The 18559-nt window shown below is 49.3% G+C and carries 15 protein-coding genes; all 15 read left to right on the top strand.

The features are described 5' to 3' along the window. Positions 1 to 9: 9 nt before the first annotated feature. The 15 genes from wecB (at position 10) to H2508_RS06170 (ending at position 18559) form a co-directional block, all read left to right on the top strand. Positions 10 to 1143 carry a non-hydrolyzing UDP-N-acetylglucosamine 2-epimerase gene (gene wecB, locus H2508_RS06240; RefSeq protein WP_182170249.1) on the top strand — a complete coding sequence of 378 codons (1134 nt, stop codon included), beginning with the start codon at positions 10 to 12 and terminating at the stop codon, positions 1141 to 1143. A gap of 19 nt (positions 1144 to 1162) precedes the next feature. Continuing rightward, positions 1163 to 2011 carry an XrtA system polysaccharide deacetylase gene (locus H2508_RS06235; protein ID WP_235964901.1) on the top strand — a complete coding sequence of 283 codons (849 nt, stop codon included), beginning with the start codon at positions 1163 to 1165 and terminating at the stop codon, positions 2009 to 2011. Next, complete coding sequence (locus tag H2508_RS06230) at positions 2008 to 3054, top strand: FemAB family XrtA/PEP-CTERM system-associated protein (protein WP_182170246.1); 1047 nt, start codon at positions 2008 to 2010, stop codon at positions 3052 to 3054. Before H2508_RS06235 ends, H2508_RS06230 begins: the two co-directional genes overlap by 4 nt. Before the next feature lies 1 nt (position 3055). Beyond that, positions 3056 to 4330, top strand: a complete 1275-nt coding sequence (locus H2508_RS06225) for a TIGR03087 family PEP-CTERM/XrtA system glycosyltransferase (RefSeq protein ID WP_182170243.1) — start codon at positions 3056 to 3058, stop codon at positions 4328 to 4330. Next, positions 4320 to 5855 (top strand): exosortase A, encoded by a 1536-nt coding sequence (gene xrtA, locus H2508_RS06220; protein ID WP_182170240.1) that lies wholly within the window; start codon positions 4320 to 4322, stop codon positions 5853 to 5855. The genes H2508_RS06225 and xrtA overlap by 11 nt, the downstream gene beginning before the upstream one ends. Further along, complete coding sequence (locus tag H2508_RS06215) at positions 5845 to 7008, top strand: TIGR03088 family PEP-CTERM/XrtA system glycosyltransferase (protein ID WP_182170237.1); 1164 nt, start codon at positions 5845 to 5847, stop codon at positions 7006 to 7008. Before xrtA ends, H2508_RS06215 begins: the two co-directional genes overlap by 11 nt. A gap of 61 nt (positions 7009 to 7069) precedes the next feature. Continuing rightward, positions 7070 to 8968 (top strand): XrtA/PEP-CTERM system amidotransferase, encoded by a 1899-nt coding sequence (locus tag H2508_RS06210; protein ID WP_182170234.1) that lies wholly within the window; start codon positions 7070 to 7072, stop codon positions 8966 to 8968. Positions 8969 to 8970: 2 nt separating this feature from the next. Then, positions 8971 to 10179: a TIGR04063 family PEP-CTERM/XrtA system glycosyltransferase gene (locus tag H2508_RS06205; protein ID WP_182170231.1), complete on the top strand. Its 1209-nt coding sequence runs from the start codon at positions 8971 to 8973 to the stop codon at positions 10177 to 10179. Continuing rightward, entirely contained in the window at positions 10176 to 11249 is a 1074-nt protein-coding gene (locus H2508_RS06200; RefSeq protein ID WP_220463590.1) for a glycosyltransferase family 4 protein, read from the top strand. Before H2508_RS06205 ends, H2508_RS06200 begins: the two co-directional genes overlap by 4 nt. After that, positions 11246 to 12595, top strand: a complete 1350-nt coding sequence (locus tag H2508_RS06195; RefSeq protein WP_182170224.1) for a phenylacetate--CoA ligase family protein — start codon at positions 11246 to 11248, stop codon at positions 12593 to 12595. The genes H2508_RS06200 and H2508_RS06195 overlap by 4 nt, the downstream gene beginning before the upstream one ends. Before the next feature lie 18 nt (positions 12596 to 12613). Beyond that, a complete protein-coding gene (locus tag H2508_RS06190) occupies positions 12614 to 13885 on the top strand; it encodes a putative O-glycosylation ligase, exosortase A system-associated (RefSeq protein ID WP_182170221.1) in 1272 nt (423 codons plus the stop codon). 43 nt (positions 13886 to 13928) lie between these two features. After that, complete coding sequence (locus H2508_RS06185) at positions 13929 to 14957, top strand: polysaccharide deacetylase family protein (protein WP_182170218.1); 1029 nt, start codon at positions 13929 to 13931, stop codon at positions 14955 to 14957. Beyond that, a complete protein-coding gene (locus tag H2508_RS06180; RefSeq protein ID WP_182170203.1) occupies positions 14954 to 16030 on the top strand; it encodes a sugar-transfer associated ATP-grasp domain-containing protein in 1077 nt (358 codons plus the stop codon). Before H2508_RS06185 ends, H2508_RS06180 begins: the two co-directional genes overlap by 4 nt. A gap of 30 nt (positions 16031 to 16060) precedes the next feature. After that, the gene (locus tag H2508_RS06175; protein ID WP_182170199.1) at positions 16061 to 17242 is read left to right on the top strand and encodes a hypothetical protein; all 1182 of its coding nucleotides are present in this window, start codon (positions 16061 to 16063) and stop codon (positions 17240 to 17242) included. A gap of 189 nt (positions 17243 to 17431) precedes the next feature. Then, complete coding sequence (locus tag H2508_RS06170; RefSeq protein WP_182170196.1) at positions 17432 to 18559, top strand: sugar-transfer associated ATP-grasp domain-containing protein; 1128 nt, start codon at positions 17432 to 17434, stop codon at positions 18557 to 18559.

Below are 18559 nucleotides of genomic sequence, written 5' to 3'. Positions count from 1 at the left end.
TGGTCTAAAATGGTACTTGGTACGGCGTCTGGGCATATACTCTGTGTAGTGGGCGCTAGGCCTAATTTTATGAAGATAGCGCCTGTTATTCGCGCCTTTAAGGAAATTTCGCCTGCCATAACTTATCGTTTATTGCATACTGGTCAGCATTACGATGCGGCCATGAAGCAGTCCTTTTTCGATCAGTTGGGAATTCCCGAGCCGGATATTGATTTGGGTGTTGGCTCTGGGTCCCACGCGGTACAGACCGCGGAAATCATGAAGCGCTTTGAGCCAGAGCTCGATAACAACCCACCTCGTGCAGTATTGGTTGTAGGAGATGTGAATTCTACTATTGCTTGCTCACTGGTGGCTGTCAAAAAAGGTATCCCGGTTATTCATGTCGAAGCCGGGCTTCGAAGTGGCGATCGGAGCATGCCGGAGGAAATCAACCGCATCCTCACTGATCAGTTGTCAGATCTTTTGTTCACTACTGAGCGAGATGCAGAAAGCAACCTTGTGCGCGAAGGCATAGATAGGGAGCGGGTGCATTTTGTTGGTAATGTGATGATAGATAGTCTTCATCACAATTTAGATAAAGCCATTCCAGCTGCCCAAACTTTAAATGAGATAGCAAGTACTCCAAGGAAGCTCAAAGAATACGGTCTACTGACGTTGCATAGGCCGTCGAATGTCGATGACCCGAAAACACTACGAGCTTTGTTGCAGGTCCTCAGTGAAATTAGTGCAGACTTGCCACTGATTTTTCCACTTCATCCGCGTACAGAAAACCGAATTAAGCAAGCTGGATTGGAGCAGCTGATTGCCAGCTCGAACATAAGCCTTTGCCCACCTTTCAATTACTTACAAATGTTAGGGATATTAAAAGACAGCCAGTTAGTGCTTACGGATTCTGGCGGTATCCAGGAAGAAACCACCGCACTTGGAATTCCCTGCATTACCTTACGTGAGAGCACAGAACGTCCAATCACGGTAACTCAGGGCACTAATACGATTGTCGGCACTGATGCAGAACAGATTCGTAGTGTATTTCGGCAGACTCGAGAAACAGGTGGTAAAGCCGGCTGTATCCCAGAGTATTGGGATGGGCAAGCGGCGCCACGTATCGCCGCAAAAATAGCTAGCTGGCTAGACCAACATTGATCTTCAGGGGCAGTTTAAGATGCGCAGGCTAAAAAATGCTATGACGGTTGATGTGGAGGACTATTATCAAGTCTCTGCATTTGAGTCGCATGTTGAAAAATCCCAATGGGCATCAATGCCGAGCCGTGTTGAGGCTAATGTTGAGAAAATTCTGCAGCTATTTGACGATGCTGAAGTGAAGGGCACTTTTTTTACCCTGGGCTGTGTTGCCAATAGCCATCCCTCTATGGTTCGCAAGATTGTTGCTCAGGGACATGAGCTTGCCAGTCATGGCTGGGAGCATATTCGTGTTACGCAACAGGATCGAGGCGCCTTCCGGGAGGATATTTCTCGGACGCGCAGTTTACTTGAGGATATTTCTGGTACAGCCGTGCTGGGCTATCGCGCAGCAAGTTATTCGATCGGCGCAGATAATTTATGGGCGCTGGATGAATTGGCCGAGGCGGGTTATCAATACAGTTCCAGTATCGTGCCGATCCATCATGATCACTATGGTATGCCCGATGCGCCACGCTTTGCTTTTCCAGCAGCCGGAGGACGTTTGCTGGAAATTCCAATAAGTACTTTGAGTATTGCTGGAAGAAATTTTAATTGCGGGGGTGGAGGTTGGTTTCGTCTTTACCCCTATGCTTTTTCTCGATGGGCCTTAAAGCGCCTTAATACTGGGGAGTCACAATCGGGCATTTTCTACTTTCATCCTTGGGAAATTGATGCCGATCAGCCGCGTATTTCGGGCCTTGGCTTGAAAACTCGATTTAGACATTATCTGAATCTTGGACGTATGCACTCGCGAGTGAAGAGCTTGTTGTCAGATTTTGAGTGGGATCGAGTCGATCGGGTCTTTCCAGTGAATGAGTATGGACAATGATGCTTGTAGAGCAGGACATCACTGTTAGGCGGGCGGTGGAGGGCGATGCCAAAGAGTGGGACCGCTATGTGTTTAACAGTGCTAAAAGCACTTTTTGTCATCGCTTTGGCTGGTCACGTGTGCTGCACAAAGCCTTCGGTCACCGACCGCATTTTTTGCTGGCACTGAGTCAGGACAAAATTGTAGGTGTATTGCCTCTAGCTGAAGTAAAAAGTCGGCTTTTTGGACACAGCCTGATAAGCCTGCCGTTCTGTGTTTACGGCGGTATTTTGGCTGATAGCGCAGCGATAGAGAACACCCTGCGAGAGACGGCCTGCAAGCTGGCCGAAGATATCAATGTGGATAATATGGAGCTTCGCTTCACCCGAGACAGTGGTAGCGGTTGGCCCACCAAAGACTTGTATTACACTTTTCGCACAGTGTTAGACAGTGATCATGAGGTCAATTTAAAAGCTATTCCTAATCGCCAAAGAGCGATGATACGTAAGGGTATAAAAAGCGCATTGATCAGCGAGGAGACTAATGATCTGAAGCGTCTTTATAGCGTGTACTCGGAAAGTGTCCGGAACCTTGGTACTCCAGTTTTTTCTATTCGCTATTTAGAGTGCTTGCGAGAAGAGTTTGGTCAAGACTGCCGAATCTTGATGATTAGCGACGGTCAGTCTGATGTTGCAGGGGTGATGAGTTTTTATTTTCGCGGGGAGGTGCTGCCCTATTACGGTGGCAGCGTGTCACGAGCTAGAACCATTAAAGGTTGCAATCACTTTATGTATTGGGAGCTCATGCGACGCTCAGTTGAGCAAGGTGTTTTGGGCTTTGATTTTGGTCGCAGTAAGAAAGATACGGGGCCTTTTAGCTTCAAAAAGAACTGGGGTTTTGAGCCGCAGCCGCTGCCTTATGAGTACTACCTAGTTAAGCGCGATGAACTGCCCAATCTCAGCCCCAGCAACCCGAAGTATCAGTCGCTGATTCGCATTTGGCAGCGCTTACCTTTGCCGCTGGCTAATGCCATAGGGCCGTTAGTCGCTGGAAGTCTGGGCTAATATGGCGATACAGCAACCAGGCAATGATCTGCGTGAGCCGCTTCTACTGCTGTGTCACCGGATACCCTATCCGCCGGATAAGGGTGACAAAATCCGCTCGTTTCATCTGCTCAATTACCTCAGCGAGCAATATGCAGTGTGCTTGGCGACCTTCGTAGATGACCCTAATGACTGGCAGTATCAAGAAGTAGTGGAGAGCTACTGTCATCGTAGCTTGATCTTGCCTCGGCGCGGGCTGCCGCATTTATCAGCCCTGTTGGCAGCCTTATATGGCAATCAACCTTTAACATTACCATTGTACTTTCGTCGTGACCTAGCGAATTGGATTACTTCAGTAGTGACCGAGCTAGGTATTACTCGGGCACTGATTTATTCATCTGGAATGGGACAGTATCTGAAGCTGCCTGCACTGTCAGAGCTGCATGCGGTGGTTGATTTTGTTGATGTGGACTCTGATAAATGGCGGCAGTATGCTGAGACCAAAGTTTGGCCACTGTCTTGGCTTTACCGGCGCGAGGCGCGAACCTTACTAGAGTTTGAAAAGTCTTTGAATCGTCGCAGTGCAGCAAGTTTGTTTGTGTCAGCGGCGGAGGCAGAGATGTTTCGCTCCCTGCAAGTTCCCGAAGCTAAGCGTGTGAGTCATTATAATAATGGCGTCGATGGCAGATATTTTTGTCCGGACGACAGGCTGCCAAACCCCTTCAAGCCAGACCAAGCTGCTTTGGTATTCACCGGCGCGATGGATTATTGGCCGAATATAGATGCTGTAGTTGGCTTTGCCAAAGAAGTGTTTCCAGTCTTATTAAAACAGCACCCTGAGTTACTTTTCTATATCGTTGGCAGTAATCCAGATCGCAGTGTCAAGCAGTTAGCAGTGCTGCCAAACGTTTTTGTGACGGGACGGGTACCTGATGTGCGTCCTTATCTGCAGCATTCATTGGCAGCTGTAGCACCTCTGCGTGTTGCGAGGGGGATACAGAATAAGGTGCTCGAAGCGATGGCTATGGCTCGTCCGGTTTTGGTCAGTCCAGCGGGACTGGAAGGGATTCCAGCCATTGATGGTCAGCATGTATTACTGGCCGGTTCTGCTGAAGTGATCTCACAACGTGTTGCTGAGCTAATTGAGGGTGATTGGCAGAACCTTGGGCTCAATGGACGCGAGTTAGTGCTGGAGCAATTCAGCTGGAGTGCGAGCTTACCACTAGTCGATAAGCTGCTGCAGCGTGGTGCTGAGATTAAGCTAATGGACGAAAAGCGAGCCTTACATGACTACTAACGTACCTTCCTCGCTCAGTAGCACTGCTACAGTTAATGGCTGGGGGCTAGCAAGTATTTTAGTAGCACTTTATTGGTGTGCAGTCTTTATTATGTTCGCTGAGACAGCATTGTCCATTCAGGCTATCTGGGCGCGATCGGATACTTTTGCCCATGGCTATCTCATTTTACCGATCTCTATCTGGCTGGTTTATCGCAAGAAGGAGGAGTTGCGTCTTTGCCGTCCTCAGGGCAGCTTCCTCGCAGTCTTGTTTCTTGTCCCCTCGCTGCTGCTGTGGTTAGCCGCTTCTCTGGTGCAGGTGCTGGTAGTCCAGCAGCTGGCACTGGTGGCCATGCTGGTAGCAGGTACTTGGGCGATACTGGGTAATAGCGTAGCTCGCATAATAGTTTTTCCCTTGGGCTTCCTGTTTCTTGCGGTTCCCATGGGGCTGGGTTTAATTCCACCTATGCAGGAGTTTACTGCGACTGCGACAGTGAGAATGGTCGAGTGGTCAGGCGTACCGGTATTTCGTGATGGTATGTATTTTAGTTTGCCAACGGGAAACTGGCGCGTAGTGGAAGCCTGTAGTGGGGTGCGTTATCTCATTGCTTCATTCACTCTGGGTGTGCTGTATGCCTATCTGAGCTATTCAAGGCTTTGGAAGCAGTTGTTGTTTATTGCTCTCTCTCTATTTGTGCCTATTCTTGCCAATGCCTTGAGAGCCTATTTTATAGTGATGTTGGGGCACTTAAGCAGCGGCAAGCTGGCCGCTGGTGTTGACCACCTCGTTTATGGCTGGGTGTTCTTTGGCCTGGTGATGCTGCTGTTATTCTGGATTGGGTCTTTCTGGGCTGAAGCAGTGAGTAATGATAGCCCTTCACTAAGGGCTAGTACGGAAGCCAGAGGGCCCCGGTCTTTCAAGCTGCTTGGGGCCTTCCTTGCTTCTGTAGCGCTGCTCTGGTCTGGCCAGAGCCTATTTAAGCAAATTGGGCTGAATACCGCAGAATTGCAAGCGCAAGCCATGACAGTACCCCCAGCTAGCACTAAAGATTGGCAACAATCAGATGCAGCGACACCTTGGTTGCCTCTAGAAGCTGGGGCACAGCGGGTCACTGAGCAAGCATACACACAGGGTGAGCAGCAATTGTTTCTTGTTCTTCAGTTGCACTACGGAGGTCAGATTGCTGGGGCAGAAGCCATCATAGACTTTAAGCGTCTGCTAGGAAATCAGGGGCAGTGGCGTGTTATTAGCTCAGGCCGGCGGCAGCTTAGCTTGAACGATCGTAAGTTTACGCTTATTGAGTCACATATCGACAGCGGTACTCAGCGCCTGAAAGTGTGGTATTGGTTCAAGGTCGGGCCACATGTGACTGCTAACCATTACATGGCGAAGTTATTTGAGTTATGGCAGCAGCTTAGGGAAGGCCAGAGCCAATCTGAACGTGTATTACTATTCAGTGTCGACGCGCTAGAGCGGGACTCTGGCGCTGACATGGAGCACTTTTTACAACAACATCAGTGGCTGGTTGGGCAGCATGTCAGGTAGCGATACAAGACCGCCATTGGTGCTGCACATAATCTATGCCTTGGGCACTGGTGGCCTGGAAAATGGCCTTGTTCATTTAATTAATGGCACGCCGAAAGAGCGCTATCGACACGCTATCGTCTGTCTTACGCAGGCAGATGCATTTGGCCAGCGAATTACAGCGCCAGGTGTAGAGGTCTATGAATTAAATATGCGAGCTGGGCGGGATTGGTCAGCCTACAGGCGCCTGTGGAAGCTGTTGCGCCAACTTCGGCCAGCTATTGTCCATAGCCGCAACCTGGCGGCACTAGAGGCCCAATTAGTAACTCTTTTTGGTCCCAAGCTTAGACGGGTCCATGGTGAGCATGGTCGCGATATGAGTGACCTAGAGGGGACAAATTACAAGTATCGACTGCTGCGTAAAGCTATGCGCTACTTGATTCATCGCTATATTGCAGTTAGCAGAGACCTTTCTACTTGGCTTGTTGATTACATTGGTGTTCGTCCGGATCGCCTGCGACAAATCTACAATGGTGTGGATCAGTCGCGATTCCATCCCTTGCTTGCTGATCAGAATAGAGAGTCACTATTTCCAAAAGACTTTTTGGCACACAAGCGCTCGCTCATAGTGGGTGCGGTGGGGCGCTTGGCAGAGGTCAAAAATCAGCGCTCTCTGCTGCAGGCTCTAGCGCGTATCCTTGAGATTAATCCGGACTTGCGCGACACCCTAAGGTTAGTGATTGTTGGCGAGGGGCCAATGCGACATTCGCTGCAATCACTAGCCGAAGAGTTGAATATTGCCCAACTGCTATTCTTAACAGGTGATCGCAGTGATGTGGCGGAACTGCTGCGAGCTATGGATGTATTTGTGCTGCCTTCGCTAGCCGAAGGGGTATCTAATACTTTACTGGAAGCAATGGCCAGCGGCTTGCCGGTTATTGCAACTCGGGTCGGCGGAAACCCGGAATTAGTCAGTGACGAAGACAATGGCTTGTTGGTGCCGGTGGATGACTCTGAAGCCTTAGCTCAGGCGATCTTACGCCTTATCGACTCAGCGCAGTTGCGGCAGCAGATGGGGCAGAGCGGCACTCGATTTGTTCGTGAAAACTTTTCTTGGCCACAAACCGTCGCTCAGTATTTAGCACTTTATGATGAGCTTCTAGCCGTGGGCTAGGGGAAACTCAACGAGTTAGTGATGATGAACGATGTAAACACCTAAGTAACAGGATAAAACTATGTGTGGTATAGCAGGCGTATTTGATCTACGGGGCAGAGCCCCAGTTGATGCAGAATTGCTTGCAGCTATGAACCGGGTACAGACGCACCGAGGCCCTGATGAGGATGGTTTCTTTCGAGAACCGGGTTTAGGTTTAGCACATCGTCGCTTGTCGATTATTGATCTGTCCTCAGGCCAGCAGCCCATGTCCAGTGCCGATGGTAATACCTGCTTGGTGTATAACGGTGAAATCTATAACCACCGTGAGCTGGCCGCAGAGTTACAGGCTTTGGGCTACCAGTTTCGCACCCGCTGTGACACTGAAGTCATACTCTACGCATGGCAGGCATGGGGTGAGTCCTGCGTCAATCGCTTTCGAGGTATGTTTGCCTTTGCTCTCTATGACCGCAGGGCCCAGAGTCTATTTTTGGCTAGGGACCGTTTCGGCATTAAACCACTGTTTTACAGTCTGCTAGCGGATGGGAAGTTATTATTTGGCTCTGAGTTGAAGGTGCTCAAAGCCCACAGTCACTTGCCGCGTCGCCTAGATCCACAGGCGGTAGAGGATTACTTTGCTCTAGGTTATATACCCGAACCGAAAACCATCTATCGTGACGTCCATAAGCTCTGCCCTGGGCACACACTGCTGGTTAAGCGCGGTGCAGCGATGCCGGCTCAAAAGCAATATTGGGATATTCCATTTACACCCATTGCGCTAGCCTCTGAGGCGGATCTGCGTGAAGAACTGCAGCAGCGAATTCGTGAGGCAGTAAAGATCCGCATGGTGGCTGATGTGCCTCTTGGAGCATTCCTCTCGGGTGGTGTTGATTCCAGCGCGGTGGTTGCGATGATGGCGCAGGAGCAGCAGGCAGCGGTAAATACCTGTGCCATTGGCTTTGACGTCAAGCAGTACGACGAAACGAGCTACGCGCGGCTGGTGGCTGAGCGTTATAAAACCAATCATTCGGAGCACTCGGTAAGTAGCGAGGATTTCTCCCTCTTGGATACTTTGGCTCAGCTCTATGATGAGCCCTTTGCTGATAGCTCTGCACTACCCACATACCGAGTTTGCCAGCTCGCGAGACAACATGTGACCGTTGCCCTCAGCGGTGATGGCGGGGATGAAAACTTTGCCGGATACCGCCGTTATCGCTGGCACATGAATGAAGAGCGCTTACGCAGTTCCTTGCCACTGGGCTTGCGGCGTGCGGTGTTTGCACCGCTGGGGCGTCTCTATCCGAAAGCTGATTGGGCACCTCGCGTGTTCAGAGCTAAAACGACTCTTCAGGCCCTGGCTCGGGATTCGGTGTCCGCATATTTGCATTCGGTGTCCCTAAGCTCTAGTGAACAGCGATCAAATATGTTCAGCCCTGCACTCAAAAGTGAGCTGCAGGGTTATTCCGTACAGTCGGTTTTTGATCATCATGCGGCTCGCTGCCCTTCGGATGACCCTTTGTCCATGATCCAATACCTCGATATGAAAACCTATCTAGTAGGCGACATTCTTACCAAAGTAGACCGTGCCAGTATGGCACATTCACTCGAGGTGCGAGTGCCACTGCTAGATCATGAGTTGTCAGAATGGGTGTCTGGTCTAGCGCCAGATCTGAAATTGCGCGGACAAGAAGGGAAGTACTTGCTCAAGACCTCGATGGAGCCCTATTTGCCGAAGGATGTTTTATATCGTCCTAAAATGGGCTTTGGGGTGCCACTGGGGGACTGGTTTCGAGGTCCTTTGAAACAGCGCTTGCAGTCAGATTTGCTTGAGGGGGGGCTAGCTGATAGCGGTTTATTCAATGTCGATTATCTACGAAGGCTAGTCAGCGACCATCAATCTGGACGGCGCGAATACAGTGCTCCGCTGTGGTCGCTGCTGATGTTTCAGGCCGCGACGCGCAATGATGATCTGGGCTTGTGAGTATGAAGAGCCCTCACATCCTTCATGTACTTGATCATTCGATACCAATGCACAGTGGTTATACTTTTCGCACCCGCAGCATTTTGCAGGCGCAGCGTGAGCTTGGCTGGACGACTAGCCAAGTGACGGGCTTAAAGCACAGCGCAGTGGGCCCGATGGTGGAAGAGGTGGATGGCTTTACCTTCTACCGTACAGCGCCGGGGAGCCGCCTTGTCGCTCAAACTCCTATTCTGAAGCAGTGGCAGGTTGTGACCAGCCTTGAAGCTCGTTTGAATCAACTAGTAGAGGAACTGCGCCCAGATATTTTGCACGCCCATTCACCGGCACTTAATGGCCTAGCGGCACTGCGAGTGGGGCGCAAATATAGTTTACCGGTGGTCTATGAGTGTCGTGCTTTCTGGGAAGATGCGGCCGTTGATCACGGCACTAGTCGTGAGGGAGGGCCGAGATACAGCGTGACCCGCGCGCTGGAAACTCGCGTTTTTCAAGGCGCTGATGCAGTTACTACGATTTGCGAGGGTCTGCGTGCTGACATAGTTAAGCGTGGCATAGCTCCAGAGCGAGTTACGGTGATTCCCAATGCGGTCAATGCAGAGGCTTTTGCTAGCGGTAGGGCCCCTGATGCAGCGCTGCTATCGGAGTTGGGGCTGTCCGACAAAATAGTCTTGGGTTTTATCGGATCTTTCTACGCCTACGAGGGCTTGCCAATATTGTTGGATGCTCTGGCACAGATACGCAAACAGCGGGCCGATGTGGTGCTATTGCTGGTTGGCGGAGGGCCGCAGGAGGCGCTTGTGAAGCAGCGTATTGTCGACCTTGGATTGGAGCAAAGTGTAGTCTATGTAGGGCGTGTTCCACATGCAGAAGTACAGCGCTATTACAGCTTGGTCGATGTGTTCGTGTATCCGCGGGAGTCGATGCGCCTGACAGAGCTTGTAACGCCTTTAAAGCCGCTAGAGGCGATGGCAGAGGGCAAGCTGGTGGTGGCATCTGATGTTGGCGGACACCGGGAGCTGATCCGCCATGGTGAAAATGGCCTGTTATTTGAGGCTGGGAACCCAGTGGCGCTTGCCACGGCCATAGATAAGTTGCTTCAACAGCGAGCCTTGTGGCCTGTCATGCAAAGCGCGGGACGTGACTATGTTGAATGCGAGCGCAATTGGCCGACCAGTGTGGCGCGTTATGCGGATGTTTACCGGAGTGTAATGTGAAGCTGGGCTTGGTGGGGCCCATTCCGCCACCGAGCGGGGGCATGGCGATGCAGACTCAGCAGTTAGCTCGTCTTCTAAAAGAAGAGGGTATAGAAGTCGAGTTGTTAGCCACTAATGCTGCATATCGCCCGCGCTGGGTAGAGCGGCTGCGCGGCTTGCGGGCCATCTGTCGCTTGTTGCCTTTTATTTGGAGTACCTGGCGTCTAGCAGGGCGTGTTGATGTCATTCATCTGATGGCTAATTCTGGTTGGTCTTGGCAATTGTTTGCGGCGCCGGTGATTTGGCTTGCTGGTTTGCGCGGCACCCCGGTGATCGTCAATTATCGTGGCGGAGACGCAGCCAGTTATATGGCCAGATCAGCTTCCCGCGTCTTGCCGAGTTTGCGCAGGGTAGCCGCAGTGGTAGTCCCTTCAGGGTTTTTACAGGAGGTGTTTGCCAACTATGGTGTTGACTGTGTGATTGTCCCCAATGTGGTGGATGTGCAGCGCTTCACGGCGCGGCCGGCCCAGAGCATTGAAGGCCCTCTAAACTTGTTTGTAGCCCGCAATTTAGAATCGATTTATGGCCTCGATATCGCTATTCGGGCCCTGGCCCTAATTGCTGACGAGGTCGATGAGCTCAGTCTCACTATCGCCGGTAGTGGCCCCTTGCTCAGTGAGTTGCAGTCTTTAGCTGAATCTCTGGGGGTAGCCGCTCAGGTCCAGTTTGTTGGTCGACTCAATCCCGAGGAGATGGCGGCAGCTTATGCCACAAGCGATATTATGCTGAACCCCGCGCGAGTGGATAACATGCCCAACTCGATTCTAGAGGCGCTAGCCTGCTCTGTAGCAGTGGTATCAAGTGACGTTGGTGGTGTTCCCTTTATGGTTGAGCATGAGAAAACGGCTTTGTTGGTAGCTGTTGATGATGCCCAAGCGATGGCCAATGCCGTGCTGCGTTTATATAAGGATCAAGCGCTGTACTGGCGTATGCGTGAGGCAGGCCTGCAGCTGGTACAGAACTATACTTGGCCAGTAGTGCGGCCACAGTGGCTGAGTTTATATCAAGGTCACTTGGAGTCAGGGACATGAGTGTCTATACGCAGTTGGTAGCTAAAGTGTTATTTCCTTTACACGAATACGCCAAGGGGCACGGCACTGTGGCTATTCGCCGTGAGATGGAGCGCAACCAGTGGCGCCGGCCAGAACAAATCAGCGCACGCCAAGTGCAGCGCTTGCGAGTATTTTTAAAGGATATTGGCAGGCATGTACCCTATTACCGCGATCTGTTTGAACAGCTCGAATTCGATCCCGAAAGCGTTTCTGACCTGTCAGCGCTAAATGCACTACCTTTGCTCGATAAAACGACCATTCGTAGTAACAGCGATTTGCTGCGTGCAGACAATGCCTCTTCGCTGCAATCTTTTAACACTGGCGGTTCCAGTGGTGAACCTTTGGTGTTTCAACTTGGCAAGGAGCGGATCAGTCACGATGTCGCGGCCAAGTGGCGCGCCACCCGCTGGTGGAATGTAGATATTGGCGACTCAGAACTGGTACTGTGGGGCTCCCCCATTGAGTTGGGCTCCCAAGATCGACTGCGTTTGATTCGCGATAAATTGTTTCGCAGTCGTTTACTGTCAGCATTTGAGTTGTCGGCAGCAAAGATAGCTGAGTATTTAGATTTGATCGCTGCCAAGCGACCGGCAATGTTATTTGGCTACCCCTCTGCTTTTAGTTTGTTAGCGGAGCACGCTAGGCGCAGTGGGAAGCGGATGGATAACCTGGGTATCAAGGTTGTATTTGTCACCTCCGAACGGCTTTATGATCATCAGCGTCAATTGATAGAACAGACCTTCGCTTGTCCGGTGGCCAATGGTTACGGAGGTCGAGATGCCGGCTTTATCGCCCACCAGTGTCCCCAAGGCAGCCTACATATAACGGCGGATGATATTGTGGTCGAAATCCTTGATGAAGCCGGTCGTGCAGTCCCCCAAGGCACTAGTGGCGAGATTGTTGTCACCCATATGGCTACCCGAGACTTTCCCTTTGTAAGGTATCGTACAGGGGATGTTGGCGCGCTTTCTGCTTCATCCTGCAGCTGTGGCAGAGGTCTGCCTGTGCTCGCAAGTGTAGAAGGGCGCAGCACCGATTTCGTTGTTGCAGCAGATGGCACGCGTATTCATGGCTTAGCGCTTATTTATATTCTGCGCGAGATGCCTGAGGTATCAATGTTTCGTATTGAACAGCAAAGCATAAGCTTAACTAAGGTCAGTATTGTTGCAGCCAATGGCTTTGATGAGGCGAGTGCTGAGCGTATTGAGCAGGGTTTTCGCCAGCGATTGGGTAATGAGGTGAGTGTGGAAATCGACTTGGTTGATTCAATTAGTGCGGAAAAATCAGGTAAGTTTCGTTATGTGGTCAGTCGAGTAACTACTTGATGAGGGGTGACTAAAACTATGGGACTACGGGATATTCTGGTAACTCTGCTTGTGTTTGGCAGTTTGCCGCTAATTTTATGGCGGCCATATACTGGGATATTGGTGTGGTCCTGGATTAGTTATATGAACCCGCACAGGCTCGCATATGGTTTCGCATACTCCATGCCCTTCGCGCAAATTGTTGCCTTAACCTTGATGTTGGCTATGGTATTTAGTCAAGAAAAGAAAACATTTCCCTTTAATAGCACAACGGCTATGTGGCTGTGTTTTTTAGTTTGGATGTGTTTCACCACGGCACTGGCCGTCTATCCTGAAGCTGCAATGCTACAGTTGGTCAATATCCTGAAAATTCAGCTTGTTGCGCTGTTTACCTTAGTGTTAATAAACGATCGCGAGCGTTTACAACAATTGATTTGGGTCATTGTCGCTTCTATCGGTTTTTACAGTGTAAAAGGTGGTGTTTTTACGATACTAACGGGTGGCGCCTTTATAGTTTGGGGACCAGATAGTAGCTATATTCGAGAGAATAATGCGCTGGCAGTTGCAATCCTGATGACCATTCCCTTAATGATTTATCTTTATATGTGTTACCGAGAGCAGCGATGGATCAGGTGGTTATTGGGGCTTTCAATCACTCTCAGTTTAGTTTCAGTCATTGGCTCACAGTCCCGTGGTGCGATAGTGTCAATTTTAGCTGTGGGCGGCTTCTTTTGGTTAAAGTCACATTCAAAGTTGATCACTGGGCCAGCTATTATTATTTTGGCAGCACTAGTGTTTAATTTTATGCCAACAAGTTGGCATGAGCGAATGGGCACTATAGAAAATTATCAAGAAGACAACTCGGCATTGCAGAGGCTAAATTCTTGGCAGTACTCGCTCAATGTGGCTAATGAGTCTATTGTAGGTGCTGGTTTCTCCTCGTGGAGTCAGGAGATGTTTCAGCGTTACGCACCGAGGCCAGAGTGGGTATTTGTTGCGCATAGTATTTACTTTCACCCGCTTGCTGAGCACGGCTGGCCGGGCCTACTGCTGTTTTTACTGATACTTGCTACCACCTGGCGAAACTTGTCGCGGGTTATAAAAAACAAGCACAAGTTGTATCATGAACAGGACATACTTTTGGCGCGTATGTTGCAGGTCAGCTTAGTTGCTTATATGTCTGGAGGCGCATTCCTGAGCCTCACTTACTTCGACTTACCTTGGCACTTGGTTGGTATCACTATTATTTTATGGTCCTTCGGCAAGCCTGAGCTACAGCCAGATACTCCTAAACTGCGTCGTTTGGCATGATGTATAAACCTTGTCATGCTGTTTTTTCTGAGATGGGTGAAGCGTGAAACAGCTGATTCTAGGCCTAGCGCGAATCATCGGCCTGTTTAAACTTGCGCAGTGGCTTACCCGTGATCGTCTCCGTATCTTGGCGTATCACGGTATATGGGAGGGAGATGGTCATTTTGGTAACTTTCTCTTTATGAAGCCGGCAACCTTTGAGTCGCGAATGCGCTTCTTAAATGAGTGGGGCGCGACTGTATTACCTCTGTCAAAAGCGCTGGAACTATTGAGTGAAAAGCGTCTCCCAGAAAAAGCAGTAGTGATTACTATTGATGACGGTTGGCAGAGTTCATGCAAGCATATGTCTGAAATTCTCTGTGCAGCGGGCTACCCAGCGACTTTATATGTGAGTAGCTACTATGCTGACAAACAAAGTCCAGTATTTGATGTGGCCTTGGCTTATCTATTTCAGTTGGCTGAGGAGAGCAAACAAGCCGTTTGCATTCAGTTAAATGCAGCAGGCACTACTTCAAAGGCTCCTCAGGTAGTGACGCTATCTCAGCTTCAGGACTATGCAAGAAGTCTTGATAGTGATGAACAGCGTCAGTCTTTGTTAGCTGCAGTGGCAGAGAGTATCGGGGAAAGCTATGAGTCCTTGTGCGCATCTCGCACTTTTCATCTTGCGAACAGCTCTGAACTTGCTTCAATGTCATCGCGTGGAATAGACCTACAGCTCCATACGCATCGTCATCGCACTCGTAGTGCTACGGAAAGCAGTCTCGCAAGCGAAATAAGTGAAAATCGACAGTGGCTGGAGCAGCTAACGAGTAAGCCCTTGGTCCACTTTTGCTACCCAAGTGGCCTAAATGAGCCAGAGGATTGGCCGGTGTTAAAAGAGCTCGGTATAGAAAGTGCTACAACAACGGATTCGGGTTTGGCACGAGAGAGCTCGAATATTTATTGCTTGCCGAGAATTTTAGATGGAGAGAATCTTAGTAATCTAGAACTTGAGGCGGAAATGTCTGGCTTCCTTGAGCTAGTTCGCCAAGTTATTAGTTTTAGCAGATTAACTAATAGGTCAAGTCCATGAGTCAAGGTCTATTTACTTATCTAGCCTTAGCGCGGCGACTGGCTATTGAAAGTACGAATAAGTCTGTAGGGCGCCAAGTTATGGAGTGGTGTTTGTTGTATCTGCGTTCTAGGCTAGGTCCTGGCTTTTATAATTTGGGTCGGATGTACCAACGCGACTTTCCCTTATTTCACTTACTCGGTTATTGGAGTAGTCGGCAATACGCTCAACGTGTCTATGAATGGAATGAGCGCCTTTACCATCGCACATCACAAAACAAAATCGTAGAGAAGGCGATACTTTCAACTTATGGCGTGCCGACTCCGGAGTTACTTGGTTGTTTTCATCCCTTCCGAGGTCTAGACCGAGAAGGCCGAGAACTAAGGAGCTCAAGAGACTTGCAGCGCTTATTGGAAACACTGAGCCCTGGTGAGAAAGTTTGTTTCAAGTTGACAGAAGCATGGGGAGGGGTAGGTTTTCATGCTGCAGAGTACTTAGGCGGTGATCAACTTTGTTTTCTAGATGAGGATAGCCCTATCACAGTTAGTGAGCTAACTGAGCGGCTCAGAGTGTCAGGTCGGGATGGGGTATTGGTAGAGCGTTACCTGGAACAGCACGCAGAGTTTGCGGCCTTTAATCCTAGTTCTGTTAATACCTTGCGATGTGTGGTTCGACAGGTAGCTGAGGACCGTGTGGAATGTTTATTAGTTTTTCTGCGTGTAGGCGCTGCGGGCTCCTTGGTTGACAATGCGACATCAGGTGGCGTCATTTATCCCGTTGATATTGAACGCGGTGTTTTGTTATCTGGCTTCATGAAGGCGAAGCCATACGAGTTGTATACGCATAACCCTGTTACGGGTGAGCAAATGCAGGGCCGAGCAGTAGCTTTTTTAGAGGAGTCGATTGAGCTGGCCAAATCGTCATTGTTTGCATTTCCAAGTATTCGCTTTTCGGGTACCGATATCGCTATCTCTAGAGAGGGGCCCTTAGTACTAGAATTGAATATTTTTCCTGATTACGGTGGCTTTGCATACAACCAGGTACCATCAAGGTCGGTGCTACCAAAACTAACAGCAAATAATCGTCGGCAATAAGACCTTAGTTTGTCGCTCGGAGAATAGATAATGAATGACAGACAATCTGTGCGTATTAGTGGCTTGCGAGTAGAGTCAGGGTCGAAGCAAAACCGATTAAGTGCTGAGGTTGATGGTGAGGAAATATTTATTGCTGTGCCTTCCCGCTATACTTTATACCCGCGTGTAGAACCCTTTCTTGCTGTGGCGATGCTTGAGGCTATGATTTCTGGCTTGCCAATTGTGATAGATGACGATATCCCCGTTTCAGCGGCCGTCGCTGGGCGTTTTGCAGAGGTTCAGTCGATCTTTGCCAACTGGAATCGTGATCTAACGCGGGTCCCTCTCATCGCGCAGACTACAGTTATTGAACCGACGTCGAGTCACGTTGCTTGTTTTTTTTCCGGTGGCATCGATAGTTCTCATGCGCTACTTCACAAGCTCGACACAGTGACCCATCTTGTCGTTTCCTGGGGCTTTGACAGCGGACATACGGAAAAAAGCTGGGCAGAGATGGTTGAGCGCTATTGTAAATTTGCAAACTCCATCAGCAAACAGCTCATCCCTATCCGTACTAATATTCGCGAGTGGACTGATAAACGACGTTTGACTTGGCGTTTTGGTCACGGCCTGTATTTGTCGACAGTAGGAGGTGCTCTCGGGATGGCTAGGGTATATGTACCCTCTTCCCATAATTACGACGAATTATTTCCATGGGGAACACATCCATTGCTTGACCCTATGTGGAGTACTGAGGCAAGCGAGGTGATTCATTATGGTGCTGGTTGTAGTCGCAGTGAAAAAGTCAGAGATGTGATAGAGCACGACTGGCTTTCGAATAATCTGCAAGTCTGTTGGCGCGGAATCGGAAGTAACTGTGGTGCCTGCCCCAAGTGTGTCCGCACTATGGTGGCGATTGAATTGCTTGGCGGAAGCTGTGCTGCCTTGCCGCGATTGGATGACCTTAGACTACTTAAGTACTTAAAGCCAAAAGATGAAGGAGTTGCTGCTTCTTTGGAAGAGTTAATTTTTTTGGCCAAGACTAAGGGTAATGAGGCATTCTATCGAAAGATGCGGAAATATTATTATGGCTTTCAAAGAAAACAGTTAATTGGACAAATAGATCGTTATTTTTTTGGAGGTATTATGCGCCGCTTATATCGTCGCAGTGTCAAGCCAGACTGGTTGGATTGGCGCGTAACACGCCGTGGAAAGGGGCGCTGGGATATCTAAAGAAAGAGCATTCACAACATATAACTATTATAAAAAGAATTACCTTTGAAACGTAAACTGAATGATAAAATCGCTAGGTTACAGTACTATATTCAATGCATGCGGCAGGTGAAACAGTCCCACAGAAAATCAGCCATTACCCAGATCAAAGAAATTTTTCAGTAGTATAAACTGAACCCCACATGCTCGGTGCAGGATTATTACCAACTTGGTATATATGCAATTGATGAGAATATCGCTGAGTACTATTGCTCTTTTCAAGGTAGTGGCGTAGCAGCAGAGACAAGCTTGGCGTTAAATCCTCGCAGTGCAGTTAGTCCGGCCTGGGATAAATTGGTCTTTGAGATACTTGCCAAGTCTTTTAATCTTCCTATTGCGGAAACCCGAGCCTTCTATCGACCTTGCGGTTCTTTCCCCAGCCATGTGCAGTCACAATTGAAAAGTGTTGAAGCTCTTCGTGATTATCTAACGGAAAGTGAGAGCTTGCCAGTGTTCATGAAGCCAGTACATACTCAAAAAGGTATCGGTGGGGTGTTAGTTAATAGTTATGATCCGGTACTCAAACAGTTTGATGTGATAGGGCTAGGTAGACTTACTTTCAATGAGTTGATTCTTAATGCTATAGATAATCCGAATCGAGAATTTTATCGACCTGAAGCAGGCTACCTTGTTCAGTCCGTAATTCGTCAGCACCACGAGCTCACAGAATTTACTGGCACCGAAGTGCCTTCTGGGTTACGAATCGTGGTTCAAAATGGTCAGGGTTCTGGTCCTGTTATACATCGCTGTATTTGGAAGCTTGTTCGTCCAGGTAATCACGGAGATAATTTTGTACGTGGTACTAGTGGTACTAGTGGTACTAGTGGTACTAGTGGTACTAGTGGTACTAGTGGTACTAGTGGTACTAGTGGTACTAGTGGTACTAGTGGTACTAGTGGTAATATGGTGTGTGCTATTGATAATCATACAGGAGAGGTTTCTCCTGCCGTCACTGCATTTTGGCCTGGTTCGCAGTGGTTAGAGGCACACCCCGTTTGTGGTCAACGCTTTGACAAATTTAAAATTCCTTTTTGGGATACCATACGCGCTGAAGTATTGCGTGCATCAATTGCCTTTAGCCCCATGCAGCTGCTGCACTGGGATGTGATAGTTAGCGATAGTGGCCCCGTATTCTTAGAGTTAAATGACCTTGGAGGTCTTGATTTTTTACAGCTCCACGGACGGGGTATACTTGACTCAAGTATGCGCGAATTTATTAAGAACTACGGAAGTTTGAAGCAGGCTCCTCGGCTAGCCAAGCTTCTACGGAAGGCGTAG

Origin of the sequence: Sediminihaliea albiluteola, assembly GCF_014077625.1 — a bacterium.
In the GTDB taxonomy this organism is placed as follows: domain Bacteria; phylum Pseudomonadota; class Gammaproteobacteria; order Pseudomonadales; family Halieaceae; genus Sediminihaliea; species Sediminihaliea albiluteola.
Note: the sequence above shows the minus strand (reverse complement) of the source record. Positions and strands in the feature narration are given on the sequence as shown.

Excerpts from the sequence above, each read along its gene's own strand:
- wecB (WP_182170249.1), top strand. The coding sequence starts at position 10 with ATGGTACTTGGTACGGCGTCTGGGCATATACTCTGTGTAGTGGGCGCT.
- H2508_RS06235 (WP_235964901.1), top strand. The coding sequence starts at position 1,163 with ATGCGCAGGCTAAAAAATGCTATGACGGTTGATGTGGAGGACTATTAT.
- H2508_RS06230 (WP_182170246.1), top strand. The coding sequence starts at position 2,008 with ATGATGCTTGTAGAGCAGGACATCACTGTTAGGCGGGCGGTGGAGGGC.
- H2508_RS06225 (WP_182170243.1), top strand. The coding sequence starts at position 3,056 with ATGGCGATACAGCAACCAGGCAATGATCTGCGTGAGCCGCTTCTACTG.
- xrtA (WP_182170240.1), top strand. The coding sequence starts at position 4,320 with ATGACTACTAACGTACCTTCCTCGCTCAGTAGCACTGCTACAGTTAAT.
- H2508_RS06215 (WP_182170237.1), top strand. The coding sequence starts at position 5,845 with ATGTCAGGTAGCGATACAAGACCGCCATTGGTGCTGCACATAATCTAT.
- H2508_RS06210 (WP_182170234.1), top strand. The coding sequence starts at position 7,070 with ATGTGTGGTATAGCAGGCGTATTTGATCTACGGGGCAGAGCCCCAGTT.
- H2508_RS06205 (WP_182170231.1), top strand. The coding sequence starts at position 8,971 with ATGAAGAGCCCTCACATCCTTCATGTACTTGATCATTCGATACCAATG.
- H2508_RS06195 (WP_182170224.1), top strand. The coding sequence starts at position 11,246 with ATGAGTGTCTATACGCAGTTGGTAGCTAAAGTGTTATTTCCTTTACAC.
- H2508_RS06190 (WP_182170221.1), top strand. The coding sequence starts at position 12,614 with ATGGGACTACGGGATATTCTGGTAACTCTGCTTGTGTTTGGCAGTTTG.
- H2508_RS06180 (WP_182170203.1), top strand. The coding sequence starts at position 14,954 with ATGAGTCAAGGTCTATTTACTTATCTAGCCTTAGCGCGGCGACTGGCT.
- H2508_RS06175 (WP_182170199.1), top strand. The coding sequence starts at position 16,061 with ATGAATGACAGACAATCTGTGCGTATTAGTGGCTTGCGAGTAGAGTCA.